Raw genomic sequence first — 19,726 nt, 5'->3', positions numbered from 1 at the left:
AATTGTATGCTGCAAAATCCAATTTGAGCGGAGATTTGATTTTCCGACAAGAGCGATAAACTGAAAATTCTCAGCTACAATACGGCTAAGACCAGGGTTGGCCGAGCGGTTTAGGCAGCGAACTCATAATTCGCCTCAGGCGGGTTCAACTCCTGCACCCTGGATTTAAAGTAATCCTTCTAATTGGCGACGAATTTGATCGAGATCCCGGCTCGACAGATCCGATTCATCCTCTGGCTCCTCTTCAGGATTCCAGTCGGTTTCTTCGATATTTCTTTCGGGTGGCGCGAGTAGCAACCGCTCAAATTCATTTTGCGGCACGAAATTCTCTGGAATTAAATACGCTTCGTAACCCGCATCGCGACAAAATTCTTCAATTTCTTCTTGGTCAATTTTTTCCACACTCGGCACCGCAAAATCTTGAGCTTCCAACATCAGCGAATACCGCAGGGCATCGTCTTCCTGAGCAAACATCAACACGAGATTCTGATCGCCCACACTAATCGTGTGAATTCCTGGATTATCAGTGTCGGCGTTGAAAAGTAAGACGAATACTTGCATAGATCTGGAGAAATCGATGGGCTAGATCTCAGGGTACTTCAATTAGGTTCGCTTGCTGCTGGATTGTTGTGGTTTAGAAATGATCGCGCTAGCTAAATTCTCTCAACACCTTGCCAGATGCAAATAATTGCAATCACGATCGCAATCACTCCAAGTCCCATTTGGCTAACTTCCCAAACCAGTGTGCGCTCTGAGACTTGTTTTTTCAATCGATCGACAAACTGTTGCGCTGCCCACCATGTCTCTCTTGCAAAAATCAGTGAGCAACCAAAACTTAGCAACAATAGACCAACCAAAAGAAACACCATAAGTTTAGGAATGTTGCGATGCTCTCATTTTGGCACTAAGCCTGGGGTTTGTGATGTTCGTGCCAGTGACGGGCGATATCGATTCGACGACAGAGCCAAACACGATCGTGTCCCTGAATATAATCCAAAAATCGCGCCAGTGATGCTGCTCTTCCCGGTCTTCCGACTAATCGACAATGTAATCCCACACTCATCATTTTCGGCGCAGTTGCCCCTTCCTCATACAAGACATCAAACGCATCTTGAAGATAGGCGAAAAACTGATCGCCCGAATTAAAGCCTTGACTGGTAGAAAAACGCATATCGTTGTTGTCGAGCGTGTACGGAATCACCAAATGCGGCTTTCCATTGCCGTTCACCCAATACGGGAGATCATCAGCATAACTATCAGAATCGTAGAGAAAGCCACCTTCTTCGATTACCAATTTCTGAGTATGCGGACTGTTGCGTCCGGTGTACCAGCCGAGTGGACGGCTTCCAGTCACGCGGGTGTGAATGTCGATCGCTTTTTTCAAATGTTCCCGCTCCGCTTCTTCAGAAAAATCCTTGTAGTCAATCCAGCGATATCCATGACTGGCAATTTCCCAATCCGCTGCTTTCATCGCTGCTACAACTTCCGGGTTGCGCTCTAACGCCATCGCAATCCCGTACACCGTCACCGGAATGTCTCGCGACGTAAACATCCGATGCAATCGCCAAAATCCCGCCCGACTGCCGTACTCGTAGCACGATTCCATATTCATATGCCGCAATCCTACAAACGGCGCGGCTCCGGGAATTTCCGATAAAAACGCTTCGGAGGCTGGATCACCGTGGAGAATACAATTTTCGCCTCCTTCTTCGTAGTTGATGACGAACTGAACAGCGACGCGGGCTTGATCTTTCCATTGGGGGTGTGGCGGATTTTGTCCGTAACCCACCATATCTCTGGGATATGCAGACATCAGCGTGACCGATTAGAGTTGCTGATTGAGAAATATAACAAGATCTCGAACCGTACGCAGCATACTGATGTCCAAACGATCGCGAATTTCGATGCCAAAGCGATCGTGAAAATCCTCACACAAGTCGCATTCCCAGTCGAACCAACACACCACCGGAAGCTGCAAATCTTCAGTTAAACGATCGGCTGGAATCACTTTCGCAAATGGCAACCCCGAATAGACTTCCATCTGCTGATACACAAAGGCAGATAGATCTTGAGAAACAGACATCGGCTGCCAAAACGATCGATACCAATCATCCAAACTGCGCTCTGGACGCGATCGCCATCCTTGATGAATGCGACGACGCACACCGAGATCAGGACTGAGATCGGCGTAGGTTCTAAGATTTAGCACTGCATTGTTGAGTTCACGCCACATGGTCGATCTCTGCTCGGATGCGATCGGTCAATCTCAGTATTCCCACTCAGAGATCGACTACCACAGAAATGATCAGGCGATTGTGCGATCGCACGCATTTCAAGGGGCGGGGTTTGCTGGCTCTTGAGAGGAGCGCTCAGAGGTATAGTGTTTCAATGGCTGATATTTACGTTGCAATCCGGAACCAAGATCGAGTCGCAATGCCCGCGATTAGTGGAGAATTTGTCATTGTTTTAGTCACTCGTTCGGGTCAATTTGTGGATCAATTGCCTGCATCAATGCTCGGTGGAATGGCGCTATTTCAAGACTTGGCGGGTGGACAATATACGGTGATTGTTCGACATTCTGAGCTAAATCCAATCGAAGCGAGACACGACTTAGAGATTCCTGGGAATGCAATCGTAGGACTTCGGTTCAACTATAATGAGCCAGAACGCAGACTGCTTGGTATTGATATGGAGGTCGATTACTTGCCATGATTGAAGACCAGTCCCATCCGTATGCAGTTTCTCATGGCTCGATCGAGGAATATCGAGCGGCGGTCTATTTTGAAAGTCTTTGGCTTTGGAAAGAAAAAGATCCGGTCTGTCGAGCAAACATAGCGCGGCAACTGGCTGAATTCGCTGCAACTTTGGCAGATTTAGAAGCAGGCAAAGCTGCCAAAATTAAAGAGCAAGCCTCTTCGGAAGCGGCATAAGCTAGATGAGATCGTTCTTGCAAATTTTGCGATCACGTTTCTTCTAAATTCGCGATCGCTTTTCCCGGTCAAACGCTTCACAATCAGCAATAATAAAGTCATAAGCATTTAATTTCGCTTCCGTTGCTTTTTAGAAAGTCGCCACGATTGCTGATTAGGAGTTGGTTGTGAAGTTCAAACCACTGATGAAACCGGAGGGGGCAAGAGTCGTCTTGATCGGATCAGCGATCGCGCTTGCATTCACCGGATTTGGTATTTTCTCGTACTCGATCTTTCGTCCCAATTCTCAGCCTTCTCCCGCTCAAATCGCCGCTCCTCAATCTGAAGCGATCGATGCAATCAGTGCATTGGGACGCTTAGAACCAGAAGGCGGCGTGATCAAAGTGTCGGCTCCGAGCGCATCAATCTCTAGCGGACTGGGTGGGTCGCGAATTGAGCGGGTGTTGGTCAAAGAAGGCGCAAAGGTCAAAGCGAATCAACCTTTGGCAGTGTTGGATAGTTATCAAACTTTGCTGGCATCGGCAATGCAGGCGGAAGCTCAAGTGAAAGAAGCAGAGGCGCGATTAGCTCAGGTACAAGTAGGCGCGAAACAAGGCGATATCAATGCTCAGAGAGCGACCGTACTGCGGGCACAGGCGGAATTGCCAAAAGCTGAAGCGGAATTCTTTAAGGTCGATGCTGAATATCAAAAAGCGAAGCGGGATTACGATCGATTTGCCAAGCTATTGAGTGAGGGTGCGGTGAACGAATTGGAAGTGAGTAACCGCAAACTCACGTTAGATACAACCGAGAAACAACGCCAGCAAGCAGCGCTAGTGGTTCAGCAAGCAAAATTAGAGCTTGAAGGTGCAAGACAGACCTTGAATAGTGTGGCAGAAGTTCGTCCGACCGATGTACAGCAAGCGCAAGCAGGGGTACAGGTGGCGATGGCGAATTTCAACCGGGCGAAAGCGGATTTAGATAAAGCGATCGTGCGTGCTCCGGCTGAGGGTCAAGTGCTGAAAATTCATACTGATCCAGGTGAAGTCGTTGGCAATGATGGTGTGCTCGATTTAGGTCGCACGAATCAAATGTATGTCGTTGCAGAAGTCGATGAGAATTCGATTAATAAAGTGAAAGCAGGACAGCGGGCGAAGATTACCGGATTTGCGTTTCCGGGGGAAATGATGGGAACGGTCGATCGCGTGGGCTTGCAGATTCGTAAAAATGAAGTGCTCAATACTGATCCGGTCGATAAGACGGATACGCGAGTCGTTGAAGTCAGAATTCGTTTGGATAATAGTGAACCTGTGGCAGGCTTGACGAATTTGCAGGTTAGAGTCGCGATCGAGCCATAAGGAGGGCTGTTCATGTTTTCGATTCCCCTCGCTTGGTTGCAACTGAAGCGTGAAAAGGTTCGGCTGTTAGTGGCACTTGCCGGAATTGGATTTGCAGTGATTTTGATGTTTCTGCAACTTGGATTCCAAGATGCACTCTTTGAGAGTGCGATTACGCTGCATCAGAATATTGAGGGCGATATTTTTCTCATTAGTCCGCAATCGACTTCGCTGATTTCGATGAAGAGCTTTCCTGAGCGGCGATTGTATCAGTCGTTGGGATTTGCGGGCGTGAAGTCGATTAGCCCGATTTATATCGGATTTGGGATTTGGAAGAATCCGTTTTGGCAAGGTCCGCCTGCGCCGCAAACTCGAAGTATTTTGGTGATTGGGACGAATCCGGGCGATGACATTTTCGCAATTCCGGGGGTGTCGGAGAATCGATCGAAGATTCGCTTAACTGATGTCGTTTTATTCGACAGTGCATCGCGTCCAGAGTTCGGTCCAGTTCCAGAAAAATTCAAAGCGCTCAATCCTGCTGATCCGGCAATTCGCACCGAGGTCGAATCGCGTCGGGTTGAGGTCGGCGGTTTGTTTCGATTAGGGGCTTCGTTCGGAGCGGATGGCAACTTAATTACCAGCGATCTCAATTTTCGTCGAATTTTTCCGAATCGCGATCCTTCTCAAATCGATATCGGTGTGATCAAACTTGAACCCGGTGCCAATTTAGAAGCAGCGTTGGCGCGATTTAAAAATCTTCCTGGAGAACGCAGAGTCGATCCAAATAAAAAGCCTGAAGAAACGAAAGAAGATTTCGTCGTGGGTGACGTGCGCGTGATGTCGAAGGCGGCATTTGTGGCATTTGAACAGAATTACTGGAAAGACAGTACAGCGATCGGGTTTATTTTCACGTTGGGTGCAGCGATCGGGTTTGTGGTCGGAACCGTGATCGTTTATCAAATTCTCTATACTGATGTTGCCGATCACTTAGCGGAATATGCCACGTTAAAAGCAATGGGCTATAAGAATCGCTATCTGTTATCAGTTGTATTTCAGGAAGCGTTGATTTTGTCAGTCATGGGATACATCCCTGGTTATATTCTTTGTGTTGGGCTTTATAATCTCACTCGCAATGCAACTTCTTTGCCGTTAGCAATGACACTTTCGAGGGGCATTATCGTTCTATGTCTGACCATTTTAATGTGCGTGATTTCTGGTGCGATCGCAGTTCGTAAAGTTCAACAAGCTGATCCGGCTGATATTTTCTAACTATGTCACAGAATTCCATCATCGATATTCAAGGGGTTAATCACTATTACGGTTCGGGACGATTGCGGAAACAAATTCTATTTGAGGTCACAACGTCGATCGAACCGGGTGAAGTCGTGATTATGACAGGTCCTTCTGGCTCTGGAAAAACAACGCTGCTGACATTGATTGGGGCGCTGCGATCGACACAAGAAGGCAGTATGCGAGTGCTAGGACAGGAATTACAGAATGCTCCGGAGCGGGAACTGGTCGAATTGCGGCGCAATATTGGTTATATTTTCCAGGCTCATAACTTGCTAAATTCGCTCACTGCTCGACAGAATGTGCAAATGCCGATCGAGCTTCATTCGGATATTCCACAAGCGAAGTCTCGTGAAATGGCAGAATCCATGCTGTCAGCGGTCGGACTCGGTGAATGGATCAATCAATATCCAAATGAGTTATCCGGTGGGCAGAAACAACGAGTCGCGATCGCTCGTGCGCTTGTGTGCAATCCTAAGATCGTTTTAGCCGATGAACCGACTGCCGCACTTGATAAAAAATCAGGTCGTGATGTTGTGGAGATTATGCAAAATTTGGCAAAGAAACAGGGAGCCGCGATTCTGCTCGTGACGCACGATAACCGGATTTTGGATATTGCCGATCGTATTATCAACATGGAAGACGGACGATTGACCTCTCTGGAAGTTTCGCCCGCCTGATTATTGAAACCGCTTTTTCTCGCTCCGATAGCAAATCACTTCTGCGATTAGAGCAAACCCAGCAGAAGCAATCATCAAGACAACACTAAGCGCGTTCATATCAGGTCTAACGCTGGTACGAATGCGGCTAAAGATTTCCATCGGTAAAGTCGTCACTCCACCACCCGCTGTAAAACTGGAAATCAGAAAGTCATCCATACTCAGCACGAACGCTAAAAGACATCCTGAAACGATCGCAGGAGTCAACTGTGGCAGCAATACAAACAGCAATGATTGAAACGGTGTTGCACCTAAATCTAAAGCGGCTTCTTCTAAATGCGGATCAAGATTCGCTAATCTCGTAGAAACAACTAAAGCCACGTATGCTAGACAAAACACAACGTGAGCCGCAACGATCGTTCCTAAACTTAATGGAACAGCGATCACGGCAAGAAATACTAGAGTTGCAACCGCGATCGCAATATCAGGAATAATCAACGGCAAATACGCTGCACCTTGAAACAGTTTTTTACCAAAGAACTGATACCGAGCTAAACCGATCGCCATCAAAGTCCCGATGATTGCTGCAATTCCGGTCGCTAAACTTGCGACTAAGACGCTATCCCAAAGCGCGGATAAAATGCGCCCATCCTGAAAAAATTTGATGTACCAAGAGAACGTAAAACCTTTCCATTGAGCGCTATTTGGAGCTTCGTTGAAACTGTAGAACGTGAGGACTGCGATCGGCAAATACATAAAGCCAAACATCAGAGCCGTAAAGAATGCAGAAGCGTGAAACTTAGAGGGACTTTGCATTTTTATCTCCGTATTTGATCAGAAGCGCGATCGCTAAACTCACGACCAAAATCAAAATTATACTCAGCGCTGAACCATATCCCCAGTTCTGTGTCGCACCGAGAAACTGGTCGTAAACTAATCGGGCTGCGGTACGGCTCGACGTGCCCCCGAGTAATTCTGGATTGATAAAGTCGCCCAATCCCGTAATGAACACTAATAAGCAACCCGCAGTAATTCCAGGTAAGCATTGCGGAACGGTGATCTTCCAGAAAGTTTGCGTCGGTGTCGCTCCTAAATCTGCGGCAGCTTCAAGCAGTTGACGATCGAGCTTTTCCAGTGACGCATACAGAATTAAAACCATATACGGTAATAAACTGTAAGTCATTCCGATTAAGACTGCGATCGGGTGATTTAATAAATCGAGTGCAGGTAAACCAACGCTAGTAAGAACACTATTGAGAACGCCTGTTCTACGCAGAATACTAATCCAGGCATACGATCGCAATAATGTCGAAGTCCAGAGCGGCAACGTAAACCCGATTAGCAACAAATTGCGCCAGCGTTTCGGAGAAAATAACGCGATCCAGTACGCAACCGGAAAGCCGAGAATCAGACAAGAAAGCATGGTTCCGACGGAGAAAAAGAGCGATCGCAGAATCACCGGAAAACTTTCAGGCTGAAAAATCCGCCAGTAGTTATCGAGTCCCGATGGATTGACGACATCACCGGGTCTGATGTTCGGCACGAGGCTGAGTTGGAAAATAATCAGCGTCGGAATAATCAGCAGCAACAGCAACCAGAGTCCAGCGGGAGCCAGCATAAAAACGGGCTGCAACCAACGTGGGGGACTTGGGGCGGATTCTGAAATCGAGGGCGCTTTCATGAAGAAATCACGACGAAAATGGCTCTTTCTATGAAGATACCCATGAATTCTCGTCGTGACACGAATTTTGAGTTATTGACTAGAGCGGGACAAGCGATCGCGAATTTTCTGAAGCGAATTCGGAGTGCTGACAGGCGATCGCGGTTGTGGCATTTCGGAATTGGGCCAAGAGGGCAGATCCGAGCAGGGGCATTCGCTCGGAGGCATTCCCACCGATCGCATCGGGACAGGCATCTCACACCGCGCACAAGGGTTAATTTCCCACTCAGGCGATAGAAGTTCCTGGATTGTCTGGGTTGTGCCTTCGATGTAGCAGTCTCCAGAATCTGGAGAGCGCACCAAATTCCAGCAGGCTTCAAACTCATCACTATAGCGATCGCCTGCAATGACAGAATTGAGCTTAATCGCTTGTTTGCCGTTGTGTGTCATCAGTCGCTTACCAAGTTGGAACCAATAAGCGAGATATTGTCTAACTTGCTGTTCGGATGCCATAGGAAGTGCGCGATCGAATTGGGTCACGAAATTATCCTTCAAGACTAAAACGAGGAATGAAGCGACTACCTCAATCCCAAGGGTAAGGAGCGGGGTAGATATCTTCAGGGTAGCGTCTCTCGCTTTCGGCTAATGTGAACAAAATCTTTAGTTTCGGCGGTTGGAGTGCATTAGAAATTCTTCGCTGCGTTCGTGATCGCCCTGAAATGAATTTCGGGCTAATCGGCGCAAGTCCTTTGAAAAGGACTAAGAACTTGAAACAGTCTCCCAGTCTACTTCAGTAGACTTTCCACCATTAGCCCGAAATTCATTTCAGGGCGGGAGGCAATCGAAGCGAAGAAACTTTTTAGATGAGCAGCTTCTAAGACACGCTCTAGACCTGCAAAGCATTCACCGCAGCTTTTACCAAGTCATAAAACGGAGATTGCGAAACATCGACTTCTTGCATGACTTGATTGAGTTTTCCAAGCGTTCCAATTTTCTGTCCCTTTTGAATAATTAAAGTTTCACCTTTAGTATTCTGAATTCTTAGCTCTTGAATGCCGCGTTTTTCGAGCAACAAACAGGTATAGGGTCGATCGCTAAACGTAAATTCTGTCTGATGAGATTGCGGTCGTCGAACGCCAATGATTTCGAGTTGCACCGAAACTTCATTGTTCCATTCGTTCGATTTCAACCGATACGCGACATCTAACGGGCTAGGCAGCGGGAAATATTCGCCCCAACGCCACGCGATCGCATTAATTTTCTGATTTCCCGATCGCAATACTAATTTGAGATGACCTTTACCAATTCGTCGCTGCTCATCGAGTAAAACATTCGGTGTCCAGAAAACCGGATCAGGATTGTCCATACCGCAGGGATGAAGCGCATCGAGTTGAGCATGAAGCGCTAAATCGAGTTGAGACAAATCGGCTTGAGCGTCGATCGTGACTAATGGTTTTAAATGTTCGGGTTTTAGCGATCGGTGGGCAAAGGTTCTTAATCGCGATCGAATTTCATCTAAGCGATCGGCTTCAAATGAAAATCCGCCTGCTGCTTTGTGTCCTCCACATTTCAGCATCAGATCTTTGCAAAACTCTAATGCTTCAAACACATTGAATTCTGGAATGCTCCGGGCTGATCCGCGAATGTGATGATCATCTTCGTAAGTTCCGATGAAAACTGGAACTCCATATCGTTCGACTAACCGAGAGGCAACAATTCCAATCACGCCATGATGCCAACCTTTCTGAACCAGCAATAAAAGGCGATCGCCTTTTGCATCAAGTGAACCATTTTCGTAGGCTTCGATCGCTTCTTTCTCGATCTGTTCACAGAGTTGCTGACGCTGTTTATTGACCTGTTCGCATTTCATCGCGCATTCTAAAGCAACTCCATCGTCATCAGTGACAAAGAGTTCAATCACGACTTGGGGATCACCTAAACGCCCGATCGCATTAATTCTTGGACCTAATCGAAAGCCGATCGCTTCAGGTTTGAGATTCTTTTCATTGCTCAATCCTGCAATTTGGATCAACGCCTGAATGCCTGCCATTTTTGACTTCGGCAATAGATGTAAACCGCGTTTCACCCAGCGGCGATTGACTCCGGTTAAAGGAGCTAAATCCGCGATCGTGCCCAGAGTAAATAGCTCTAACAAAGATTGCTGTAAGTCGCGTGTCTGTCCAAAGCTTTGAGCTAAACAAACCGCGAGAACATACGCCACACCGACTCCAGCCATTCCCCGATATGGTGAGCTTTCATCGATTAACTTCGGATTCAGAATTGCATTTGCATTCGGCAGCGTTGGCGGTAAATCGTGGTGATCCGTCACAATGATGGTTAACCCAAGTTCTCTAGCTCGTGCGATCGGATCATGTGCTGCGATGCCATTGTCTACGGTTAGAATCAGTCCCACCCCTTCATCGTGAAACTCTTCGACAATGCGGCGATTGATACCATATCCTTCGCTCATTCGACTGGGAATCGCATAGTCAACTCTCGCGCCTAAATATCTCAGAGCGCGGAGCAACAAAGCAGTACTGGTCATGCCATCCGCATCATAGTCACCACAAATCGCAATTCGAGTTTTGTCATTGATCGCATTGATCAAGAGTTCCAAACTGATTGCGAGATCGGGAAAATCTTCGATCGGTGAAGGAAGCGATTGGCGTTCTGGGTCGAGAAATTCTTGAATCGATTCGAGGGTGTCAAAGCCGCGATTGATCAAAATCTGCGTCAGAAGCGGCGATCGATGACTCTCAATGGCAAGCCCAACGGCACGATCCGGCTCTTGAGGATGAATAGACCAGCGTTGATCCGGAATGCTCGATCGATCAGACATAGCGCAGAATTTTAAGGAGTCGGAAACGATTGTACTCCTGAACGCTGCGATCGCGGATCAAACTCCACAGTGTTCTTCACAGTTTCAGCAAATCGTTGAGCGAGTAATGAATTCGTGTAATTGTTCAGAACCGATTGTTTTCCGGTTTCGGCATAGTTGGATCGCAATTCTGGATTTTGAATCAATTCGCCCAGTCGTTGAGAAAGCGCGATCGCGTCTCCTTCAGGAAATACCAATCCACCTTTTGTGCTGTTGATTAAATGCGGAATTTCACCCGAATCTGATCCGATCACCGGAGTTCCACACGCCATCGCTTCGATAATCACTCGCCCGAATTGCTCTTTCCAATTCGCACGAGTTTCAGACGGTAATACCAAAATGTCGAATGCAGAAAGATAGTTTGGAGTTTCGGTAAAGGGTACAAAACCGAGCTTTTGAATGCGATCGCTTAAATTTAACTGCTGCGCGATCTCGTCAAATTCGGCATCAAATTCTCCGGTGCCAACAACTGCTAATCGCCAAGGGAGCGATCGGATTTCATTTAAAGCGCAGAGTAATGTTTTTAGTCCTTTTTGTTCGACCACTCGCCCAACATATCCGATCAGAACTTCGTGATCTGTCGTGCCTAATTCAGATTTGAGAGTGTTCGATCGAGGATAGTAAATTGCGGGATCAATTCCCGATGGCATCAACACACTGCGCCCGGAATACCCTTTTTCTCGCATCACTGCTTCCGCACTGTAAGACCCTGGAAACATCACATCTGTATTTTGTAAAACCCAGCGCTCCATCTGTCGAAACGGAATCGGATAGCGTTTGAAAATGTTTTGCCAAGTAAAGAAACTAATCGGTTTCCGAATGGTGAAATAGTTGGCTAAGTAAACCTGCAATGTCACTAACGCATAGGGTTCTTGATGCAGATAGATAAAATCAGGATTGAGTTCGCGAAGCAGATTCACAAATAGCGATCGATAAGAATGCAGCGGAATACTTCCCGATTTCCACACCGGAATACTGATCAAGTCTCCGCGAAAATCTTTCCAGCGCTGAACCTTACGCTGAATTCCGTATTCATCTTTCCAATTTTCGGGAACGACGATCGTAATTTCCCAACCAGTCTGCCGCTCAATCTCTGCATAAAACTGCTGAGCGACAGAAACCGTACAAGAATGATTTACGATCAAAAGCTTCATAGCGTGCACCAGGTGAAGAAACTATTCTGCGAGTTGGTAAGCGGGTGCTTGTTTGATTTTGTGCCACTTGTAGTAAGTGCTCCACTTCAACGCTCGTCGATCGCGCCACAGCGCCGGAAAGTTCTGTCGAAGTTCCCGAATAATCCAATCCGCTCCGAATTCGCTTTCAATCTTGTGTTGGCGACAATACGCCCAATGTTTGTAAGTGTAAAGCAGAATTCTCAGCGGAATACTAAGAACCATCATCGGTAGCGGTTCATTGTAAATTGCGGCAAAGCACTTATTTCGGCAGCCATTCTTTAGCGCAACTAGATTGCTTCTACCGATCGGAGATTGATAGTGAATCACGCTGGCATCAGGGAGATAAACGACATAAAAACCGCGATCGAGCATTCGTTTACAAAGCTCCGGTTCTTCGTAGTACGCCGCGAACATTTCCCGATAGCCACCCAATTCGATAAACAATTCACGGCGCAAAAGATGACCGTACCCGATGAATGTTGCAGTGTAACACCGATATTCAGCAGGAGTGGGTTGTCCTGGTAACAACTTTCCGGTTTCATCGCTCTGAGACAGTGCCACCGCTCCCACATCAGAACTCGTTTTCAACACCGTTAGAGCAGCATAAACACTGTCCGCCCTCAAAAGTTGAGCATCGTCATCCAAAATCAGCAAATAGGGTGCTTGTGCGCGTTCTGCTAATTCGTTTCGAGTGGCAGGCACCCCTTTATTTTGCTCATGACGAAACACTTGGACGCGATCGACCAATGCTGGATCAATTCCTTGAAAAACGCGATCGACAATCGGCACTTCTGACGCATCATCAATGACAAGAATCTCGAATTCGATTTGCTCTAGCAACGTCAGCGAATTCAAGCAGCGAATCAGGTCATCCGGTCGATTGCGAGTCGCAACACAAATCGAAAGTGTTGGAGATGTAGAATTCATCATCAGGCGCTCGTGTTAACTCCTTAAAATTTGAAGTTCTCAGTACAATTTGTCATCTATCGCAAGATAGGACACTTTATTTTCACTACATTAAAACCTGATTACATCAATTGAAGGATACGATCGCACTCCGCAACCCTCTATACTAGGGAAGCAATTTACAATCGTTTACTCTTGGGCATCGATCTTCGCAGTTACGTTTATATCGATCGCTTACAGTCGCAACATGCCGCGTATCTGGGAACCGAGGCGTTAGGATTTCTGCCACTTCCTGGAGATGCTTCACTGTGGGTTGAAATCACGCCGGGGATCGAGATCAATCGCATCATGGATGTTGCCCTAAAAGCAGCCGTTGTGCGTCCTGGGGTGCAAATGGTTGAACGATTGTACGGAGTTCTAGAAATTCACGCCAGCAATCAAGGTGAAGTGAATGCCGCAGGACGAGCCATTCTCGCAGCGCTAGACGTGCGGAAACAGGATTGTCTGCGCCCGCGTGTGATTTCTAGTCAGATTATTCGCAATATCGATGCTCATCACGCGCAACTGATTAACCGAACTCGCCGCGGCAATATGATTCTGTCCGGTCAGACACTGTATGTGTTTGAGGTAGAACCCGCCGCTTATGCCGCTCTTGCTGCTAACGAAGCCGAGAAAGCCGCATTGATCAACATTCTGCAAATCTCAGCGGTGGGAAGCTTTGGGCGGCTATATTTGGGCGGCGAAGAGCGCGATATTATTGCAGCATCGACGGCAGTCATTGAGACGATGGAAAATCTGCCGGGACGCGAACACTATAGCGATCGACGGGAGTAAGGTCGTGGCGGTGATGGCGCATTTAATGACGCTGCAACAAGGCGCGATCGTGTGGTCAGATTGGCGATCGCGCTATCCGACGATCGAGCCAGACCTGAGCGATGCTGATCTAGATGAATTGGAATTGCGCGGCACGAATTTACAGCGGGTGAATTTTTGTCGATCGAGTCTTTGTTGGGCAGTTCTCAACGAATCAAATTTAAGCGGGGCAAAATTCAATAAAGCGATTTTGCACAAAACCGAATTCATTCACGCTCAGCTTCAAGGGGCGCAATTTGTCGATGCTACTTTGGTTGGAGCCGATTTGAAGGGCGCGAATTTGAACGATGCCAATTTTATTGGAGCCGATTTGAAGGGCGCGAATTTGAGCGATGCCGATTTGATTGGTGCAAATTTGATTGGAACAGAATTGCGGGGGGCGAAATTTAAGCGATCGGATTTGACTCGCGCAGATTTACGACGAGCAGATCTGAGCAATGCAATTTTGATTCAGGCAAATTTAGCGGATGCGAATTTGAGCGATGCGAATTTGGTTGAGGCGGAATTGACAGAGACGCATTTTTATCGATCGAACTTCCACAAAGCCAATTTGAAATTCGCACATTTTAGCGGAGCATATTTGTTCGGCGCGGATTTTAGCGGGGCGGATTTGTCGGGTGCAGATTTGTCTTGGTCGAATTTGGGCAAGGCGAATTTTAGCGGGGCGAATTTGACCGGAACGAATTTGAAAGGGGCAAATTTGGCAGGTGCAATTTTGCCTAGTAGGTAATGCGAATTCGACGAGTATTCTCGCTTCGATTCTGTCTCGCCCCGGAATGAAATTCGGGGCTAACAGTGCGAAGTCCCTTCAGGACTGCAAGCCTTGACTTCATCATCGTTAGCCCCCTTTAATGGGCTTCGCACGATTAGCCCCGAATTCTATTCCGGGGCGAGACAGAATCGAAGCGGAAAGACTTATCGCCCTGACGTGTCAGTGACACATCTCTACCAAATTTTTTGTTCCTTGCGAATTCCATCGGCGGCGATCGGCGTTCCGCCGCGTAATTTATCCCGCAATTCATTCGCCTGCAACACTGGAAATCTCACGGTAAACGTTGCCCCTTCACCCATACCCGGACTGCTTGCCTCGATCGATCCCCCATGCAGTTCGACCAAATGCCGCACGATCGCTAAACCCAAACCTAACCCGTTATGTGATCGTGTCGTCGTACTATCCGCTTGACGGAATCGATCGAACACATACGGTAAAAATTCCGGCTCGATCCCGATCCCCGTATCTTTCACCGAGATTTTCACCGTTTTGTCATCTTCCGCCTGTAGCCCAATCGTGACTTCTCCAGACTCCGGCGTGAATTTCACCGCATTCGTCAGCAAGTTCCAAACAATCTGCTGAAGTCGAGTCGAATCGCCCCAAACGTGGCTGACATCGGGATCAAAATCGGTCGTTAGTCGAATCGATTTTGCCTCGACTTGGGGACGAACTGCATCGATCGCAGCTTGAATAATCGCGACAGGTTGCAGCGATCGATAGTTCAGCCGCAATTTACCGCGAATGATCTTCGAGACATCCAGAATATCTTCGATTAGTTGCGATTGAGTTTCCGCGTTTCGCTCGATCGTTTCTAAAGCGCGATCGACCATTTTTTTCTCATACTGCTTTGTCCGCAACAGTCGCACCCAACCCAGCATCGAATTTAACGGCGTTCTCAGTTCATGAGACAGCACCGCGAGAAATTCATCTTTCATGCGGTTCGTCGCTTCAGCCTCTTGTCGCGCCAACTGTTCCCGCATCACTTGAGCGCGAGTTACTTCGGCTTCTTTGCGCTCGGTAATGTCTTCGATCGTGCCAACATGACCCTGCGGTTCCCCGGTTTGTGACAACATCGGACAAGAGCGAATATGCACCCAGCGCACCTGATCGTCTTTGGTCAAAAATCGTAATTCTTCAGAAAGTTCGCCCCCGTGTTCGAGGTACGCATTCCATTGCGACATTGCCTGATCGCGATCGTCTGGATGCACACACCGATGCCAACTGCGATCGGAAATGCGATCGGGAACAACTCCACAAATCGTTTGAAATCTCGGATTCGTATAAGTGCAGCGTCCGTCGGGATCAATCACGAAAATGCCGACCGGAGACGAAGCAGACAGCGATCGAAATCGTTCTTCGCTCTGGCGCAGTTCGGCATTAATTGCAGTTAACTGTGCTGCCTGATGTTTCACTGCTGCGGTCTTTTTGAACAGATCCACGAACACCGACACTTTAGAAACCAGAATATCGGAATTAATCGGCTTGATTAAATAATCCACTGCACCGAGCGAGTAGCCTCGAAAAATTCCTTGATCGCTGGCATCAAACGCGGTGAGAAAAATAATTGGCGTATGTTGCGATCGCGCTCGACTCCGGATCAAACTCGCGGTTTCAAACCCATCGATTCCCGGCATCTGAACGTCGAGCAGAATGACTGCAAAATCTCGATTCAACAGACACCGTAATGCTTCTTCTCCCGATGATGCCTGTACGAGATTCTCGCCCAGCTTACCTAAAACCGCTTCTAACGCCAGCAGGTTTTCGGGTTGGTCATCGACGAGCAGGATGTTAACGGGATTAATCAAGGACATGAGGCGCGATCCTAAAACGCTAAAAAGACTGAGCTAACACGGAGAACATAACTTAATCAGCAGGGGTGAAATTCGTTGTAGTGGCAAAACACGATCGACTACACTTCGAGCGATCGCAGCTTCGGGCATCGAGGCACATTCCGCTGTTTGGGGATCTTGCACAATCGTGTACCCCCCTCTTGCTTTGATCTTCGCCAGTCCTTCGGCTCCATCGTGATTTGCTCCGGTTAAAACGACTCCGATCGTGCTCGATTGATACACCTCGGCAGCAGATTCAAATAAAACATCGATCGAGGGTTTAGCAAAAGAAACCGGCGGATCAACCGAAAGCGAAAATTGACCCGGCTCGACCAAAAGATGGTAGTCAGCCGGAGCTAAATACACGCATCCAGGGCAGATCGGTTCTTTATCCTCGACATCCAGAATCGGCAAGCGGCTCTCCTGTTGTAAGGTTTGGCTAAGACTCTTTCCAGAACTCCGGTCACGATGCTGGACAATGGCGATCGCGGGTTTAAAGTCTCCTGGTAATGCTTGTAACATAATTCGCAAGGCGGACAATCCCCCTAGGGATGTACCCACAACGACAAGGGCAAACGCCACTAATTCAACCTCCGATAGAGTTTCTCGGATTTTGAAAGGTCTTCATAGCGATCGTGTTTCGAGGTAAATCTCAGTGTTTCTTGCCGTCCCAGTGCCAAAATTCCAAAAGGGCAAAGGCTTTGATAAAACAAATCATGAACGCGATCTTGAAGTGTACGATCGAAGTAAATTAAAACGTTCCGACAAATGATCACATTAAATTCATTAAACGATCCGTCGGTCACTAAATTATGTTGTGAAAATAGAATATTATCTCGCAGCGACGATCGAAAAATTGCATTCTCATAAGCAGCCGTATAGTATTCGGAAAAGGATTTTTTTCCGCCTGCTTTGAGATATTGCTGCGTATATTCCTGCATTGACGAAAGTGAAAATATTCCGCTCCTTGCTGATTGCAAAACCTTCTCATTCGTATCGGTTGCATAGAGTCGGCAGCGATGATAAATTCCTTCTTCTTGCAGTAAAATCGCCATCGAATACACTTCTTCTCCGGTCGAACATCCCGCGTGCCAAATCCGAATAAATGGATAGGTTCTCAGAATTGGAACGACTAGATTTCTGAAGGTGAGGTAAAAGCTCGGATCGCGAAACATTGTCGTGACGTTCACCGTTAGGCTCAGGAGAAAGCGATCGAGGCAGTCTCGATCGTGTAACACTCGATTTTGCAGTTCTGAAATGGTTGCAATTCCTTCGGACTGCACAAAGTTTTGAACTCGACGACTGCGCGAGGACGGGGCATAGTTACGAAAGTCATACCCGTAATAGCGATAGATGCCCTCGAACAATAATTGAGTTTCGATGGTTTCAAGTGTGGGTTCCAGAGCCAGCATGATAGAAGCGCGATCGACTCCTTTGGTTATCGCATTATTCCTCTAATACTGGAATCCTCCCTTCGCGTCATTCGATCGATCGATTAGAGAGTGTTTGAAAAATATAAAAAGTTCCTTCGCTTCGATTGCATCTCGCCCTGAAATGAATTTCGGGCTAATGGTGGAAAGTCTACTGAAGTAGACTGGGAGACTGTTTCAGGTTCTCAGTCCTTTTCAAAGGACTTTCGCCGATTAGCCCGAAATTCCATTTCAGGGCGGGATGTGGCAACGAACGACAACTTTTCAAACGCCCTCCCAATAAAAAATCAGGGCACGAAACCCTGATTGACGTGAAGCGTTTATCAATGGAAACTTACAAAAATGTCCGAGAAGCAAACTTCTCAAAATGCGCCTGCGTCTGGTGCAGTAACTGTTCGCGGCTATCAGGCGTTTTCGTCATGCTAGGAACTAAATTCCGTGCCTGGAGTGCCATGTGCAGTTGAAGGTGAGCAACATACTCGCTGAAATCTTCTTGAGGTGCTGAAGTCGTTTGCGAGGATTGTAAGAGCGTTTGTGAAGTGCGCGAATCCAAAATGTTCTCTCCTAGAGCGATCGACAAATTTCTATTGATGGCAATCGAACGATGTCGAATCATCCGATAGGTTGATTATTCCAGCAAACTCCTGCTTTGCGCCACACTTCTTTAAACTTGTTTACGTTATTCATTAAATTTCCTGATCAAACCGTCCACACCCTCCATTACAAAGATCGAGGTGTTCAATTTCTGCTCTAAATCTTCGACCCGCATATCGTCGAGAAACACCAGTTCACCTTGTTTGAGCATCACAGATGGCAACAGAACACCATCACCTAAATCTTTTCCTTGTAGCGCTTTGCAAATATCTTGTCCGGTGAGTAATCCCGTGACTGTAATACTTTGCCCCCAATAATCACTGTTGAGTGCGACCATTCGGACGGTTAAGCCTTCGACCTGGTTAAATCGATCGAGCAATGGCGAAAACGCTTTTTCAACCGCATTTCCTAAAATCCAAACATAGTCACGGTTCGGTGTCACCTTCTTCGGCAACCGTTTCGCAGCTTTACTAAATTCCTTTAGAAACAATCGAATCGAACCGACTCCATTTCCAATCTGCGGATAGTCACCATAGTGCGATTCAGGCGGTAAATCTTCCCCAGCAATTAAGAACCACTCATCGGCTAACCAAACGATCGTTGATCCACGTTCTTTGCGAAATTGATTCTGAAGGGCTTGAACTTGGACGATTACTTCTCGCGCTTTCTCCGGTGACACAGGAATCAGTTCATCTTCAGTGGGGCGAAATCGAGTTAACCCGACGGGAACAACCGCGATCGATGCCACCGCAGGAATATCACCTTGATGAAATTGAGCGAGATCCTCGATCGTTCGGGTTAAATACTCCCCGTCATTAATTCCAGGACAAAGAACAACCTGAGCATGAATCTGTAACTGTCGCTCTTGGAACCATTTCAACTGATCCAAAATCTGTCCTGCACGAGGATTCTTTAACAATCTCAATCGCACATCCGATTCCGTTGCATGAACCGAAACATAGAGCGGAGAAAGCCGCATTTGTTCAATCCGATTCCACTCGCGCTGAGTCAAGTTCGTTAACGTCAGATAGCTGCCGTAAAGAAAGCTCAACCGGTAGTCATCATCTTTGAGGTAAAGACTATCCCGCTTTCCGGGTGGCTGTTGGTCAATAAAGCAAAACGGACAGCGATTCGTACATTGAATCAAGCCATCAAACAGAGCCGTTTCAAACTCTAAACCTAAGTCCTCATCGTAATCTTTCTCGATTTCGATGTGATGCGTCTTCCCTTTCTTGTCAATCACTTCGAGTTCTAGCACTTCGTCCGCGCACAAAAACTGATAGTCGATTAAATCGCGAGGTTTTTCACCGTTGATCGACACAATGCGATCGCCCATTTCAAACCCAATTTCTTCTGCGATCGACCCTGACAAAACACTCGTAACTAATGCCGGACGAATAGAAAGTTCGCTCAT

22 protein-coding genes and 1 tRNA gene are annotated in these 19,726 nt (G+C 47.2%); 8 read left to right on the top strand and 15 right to left on the bottom strand.

Annotated elements, in window-relative coordinates; translation table 11 throughout:
• Positions 1–91: 91 nt before the first annotated feature.
• Positions 92–164, top strand: a tRNA-Ile gene (locus NIES2104_RS10990).
• Between the two features lies 1 nt (position 165).
• Here the strand turns inward: NIES2104_RS10990 and NIES2104_RS10985 are convergent.
• The 4 genes from NIES2104_RS10985 to NIES2104_RS10970 all read right to left on the bottom strand — a co-directional run bounded on the left by NIES2104_RS10985 (position 166) and on the right by NIES2104_RS10970 (position 2,233).
• Complete coding sequence (locus NIES2104_RS10985; RefSeq protein ID WP_058998255.1) at positions 166–561, bottom strand: DUF3110 domain-containing protein; 396 nt, start codon at positions 559–561, stop codon at positions 166–168.
• Positions 562–653: 92 nt separating this feature from the next.
• Positions 654–869 (bottom strand): hypothetical protein, encoded by a 216-nt coding sequence (locus NIES2104_RS10980; RefSeq protein WP_058998254.1) that lies wholly within the window; start codon positions 867–869, stop codon positions 654–656.
• Positions 870–904: 35 nt separating this feature from the next.
• Positions 905–1,813 carry an allantoinase PuuE gene (gene puuE, locus NIES2104_RS10975; RefSeq protein ID WP_058998253.1) on the bottom strand — a complete coding sequence of 303 codons (909 nt, stop codon included), beginning with the start codon at positions 1,811–1,813 and terminating at the stop codon, positions 905–907.
• Between the two features lie 12 nt (positions 1,814–1,825).
• Positions 1,826–2,233 carry a hypothetical protein gene (locus tag NIES2104_RS10970; RefSeq protein WP_058998252.1) on the bottom strand — a complete coding sequence of 136 codons (408 nt, stop codon included), beginning with the start codon at positions 2,231–2,233 and terminating at the stop codon, positions 1,826–1,828.
• A 155-nt stretch (positions 2,234–2,388) separates the two neighbouring features.
• Here NIES2104_RS10970 and NIES2104_RS10965 point away from each other — a divergent pair, with 155 nt between their 5' ends.
• From NIES2104_RS10965 to NIES2104_RS10945, 5 genes are all read left to right on the top strand, one after another.
• Positions 2,389–2,712, top strand: coding sequence for a hypothetical protein (locus tag NIES2104_RS10965; protein ID WP_058998251.1), 324 nt, complete (start codon positions 2,389–2,391; stop codon positions 2,710–2,712).
• Entirely contained in the window at positions 2,709–2,930 is a 222-nt protein-coding gene (locus tag NIES2104_RS10960; protein WP_058998250.1) for a hypothetical protein, read from the top strand. Before NIES2104_RS10965 ends, NIES2104_RS10960 begins: the two co-directional genes overlap by 4 nt.
• A 167-nt stretch (positions 2,931–3,097) precedes the next feature.
• A complete protein-coding gene (locus tag NIES2104_RS10955; RefSeq protein WP_225895234.1) occupies positions 3,098–4,267 on the top strand; it encodes an ABC exporter membrane fusion protein in 1,170 nt (389 codons plus the stop codon).
• Between the two features lie 12 nt (positions 4,268–4,279).
• Positions 4,280–5,515 (top strand): ABC transporter permease DevC, encoded by a 1,236-nt coding sequence (gene devC, locus NIES2104_RS10950; protein WP_058998248.1) that lies wholly within the window; start codon positions 4,280–4,282, stop codon positions 5,513–5,515.
• Positions 5,516–5,517: 2 nt separating this feature from the next.
• Positions 5,518–6,216, top strand: coding sequence for a DevA family ABC transporter ATP-binding protein (locus NIES2104_RS10945; protein ID WP_058998247.1), 699 nt, complete (start codon positions 5,518–5,520; stop codon positions 6,214–6,216).
• Here the strand turns inward: NIES2104_RS10945 and NIES2104_RS10940 are convergent, their stop codons facing one another.
• The 6 genes from NIES2104_RS10940 to NIES2104_RS10915 all read right to left on the bottom strand — a co-directional run bounded on the left by NIES2104_RS10940 (position 6,217) and on the right by NIES2104_RS10915 (position 12,838).
• On the bottom strand, positions 6,217–7,011 hold the full coding sequence (locus NIES2104_RS10940; RefSeq protein WP_058998246.1) for an ABC transporter permease: 795 nt from the start codon (positions 7,009–7,011) through the stop codon (positions 6,217–6,219).
• The gene (locus tag NIES2104_RS10935; RefSeq protein ID WP_058998245.1) at positions 6,995–7,876 is read right to left on the bottom strand and encodes an ABC transporter permease; all 882 of its coding nucleotides are present in this window, start codon (positions 7,874–7,876) and stop codon (positions 6,995–6,997) included. Before NIES2104_RS10935 ends, NIES2104_RS10940 begins: the two co-directional genes overlap by 17 nt.
• A gap of 72 nt (positions 7,877–7,948) precedes the next feature.
• Positions 7,949–8,368 (bottom strand): hypothetical protein, encoded by a 420-nt coding sequence (locus NIES2104_RS10930; protein WP_058998244.1) that lies wholly within the window; start codon positions 8,366–8,368, stop codon positions 7,949–7,951.
• 373 nt (positions 8,369–8,741) lie between these two features.
• Positions 8,742–10,694, bottom strand: a complete 1,953-nt coding sequence (recJ, locus tag NIES2104_RS10925) for a single-stranded-DNA-specific exonuclease RecJ (protein ID WP_058998243.1) — start codon at positions 10,692–10,694, stop codon at positions 8,742–8,744.
• Between the two features lie 11 nt (positions 10,695–10,705).
• Positions 10,706–11,887: a glycosyltransferase gene (locus NIES2104_RS10920; RefSeq protein WP_058998242.1), complete on the bottom strand. Its 1,182-nt coding sequence runs from the start codon at positions 11,885–11,887 to the stop codon at positions 10,706–10,708.
• Between the two features lie 21 nt (positions 11,888–11,908).
• On the bottom strand, positions 11,909–12,838 hold the full coding sequence (locus tag NIES2104_RS10915; RefSeq protein ID WP_058998241.1) for a glycosyltransferase family 2 protein: 930 nt from the start codon (positions 12,836–12,838) through the stop codon (positions 11,909–11,911).
• 171 nt (positions 12,839–13,009) lie between these two features.
• Between NIES2104_RS10915 and NIES2104_RS10910 the strand changes: the two genes are divergently transcribed.
• Both NIES2104_RS10910 and NIES2104_RS10905 read left to right on the top strand, forming a co-directional pair.
• A complete protein-coding gene (locus tag NIES2104_RS10910; RefSeq protein ID WP_058998240.1) occupies positions 13,010–13,648 on the top strand; it encodes a hypothetical protein in 639 nt (212 codons plus the stop codon).
• A gap of 13 nt (positions 13,649–13,661) precedes the next feature.
• A complete protein-coding gene (locus NIES2104_RS10905) occupies positions 13,662–14,417 on the top strand; it encodes a pentapeptide repeat-containing protein (protein ID WP_202815048.1) in 756 nt (251 codons plus the stop codon).
• 215 nt (positions 14,418–14,632) lie between these two features.
• On the opposite strand, the gene NIES2104_RS10900 is transcribed toward NIES2104_RS10905, so the two are convergent.
• From NIES2104_RS10900 to NIES2104_RS10880, 5 genes are all read right to left on the bottom strand, one after another.
• Positions 14,633–16,270 carry an ATP-binding protein gene (locus tag NIES2104_RS10900; protein ID WP_058998238.1) on the bottom strand — a complete coding sequence of 546 codons (1,638 nt, stop codon included), beginning with the start codon at positions 16,268–16,270 and terminating at the stop codon, positions 14,633–14,635.
• A 33-nt stretch (positions 16,271–16,303) separates the two neighbouring features.
• Entirely contained in the window at positions 16,304–16,870 is a 567-nt protein-coding gene (locus NIES2104_RS10895) for a chemotaxis protein CheB (protein ID WP_058998237.1), read from the bottom strand.
• On the bottom strand, positions 16,870–17,700 hold the full coding sequence (locus NIES2104_RS10890; RefSeq protein ID WP_058998236.1) for a protein-glutamate O-methyltransferase CheR: 831 nt from the start codon (positions 17,698–17,700) through the stop codon (positions 16,870–16,872). The genes NIES2104_RS10895 and NIES2104_RS10890 overlap by 1 nt, the downstream gene beginning before the upstream one ends.
• Before the next feature lie 352 nt (positions 17,701–18,052).
• The gene (locus NIES2104_RS10885) at positions 18,053–18,271 is read right to left on the bottom strand and encodes a hypothetical protein (RefSeq protein WP_059001666.1); all 219 of its coding nucleotides are present in this window, start codon (positions 18,269–18,271) and stop codon (positions 18,053–18,055) included.
• Positions 18,272–18,397: 126 nt separating this feature from the next.
• Positions 18,398–19,726, bottom strand: coding sequence for a TIGR03279 family radical SAM protein (locus tag NIES2104_RS10880; protein WP_058998235.1), 1,329 nt, complete (start codon positions 19,724–19,726; stop codon positions 18,398–18,400).

Source organism: Leptolyngbya sp. NIES-2104 (assembly GCF_001485215.1).
Lineage (GTDB): Bacteria > Cyanobacteriota > Cyanobacteriia > Leptolyngbyales > Leptolyngbyaceae > Leptolyngbya.
Note: the sequence above shows the minus strand (reverse complement) of the source record. Positions and strands in the feature narration are given on the sequence as shown.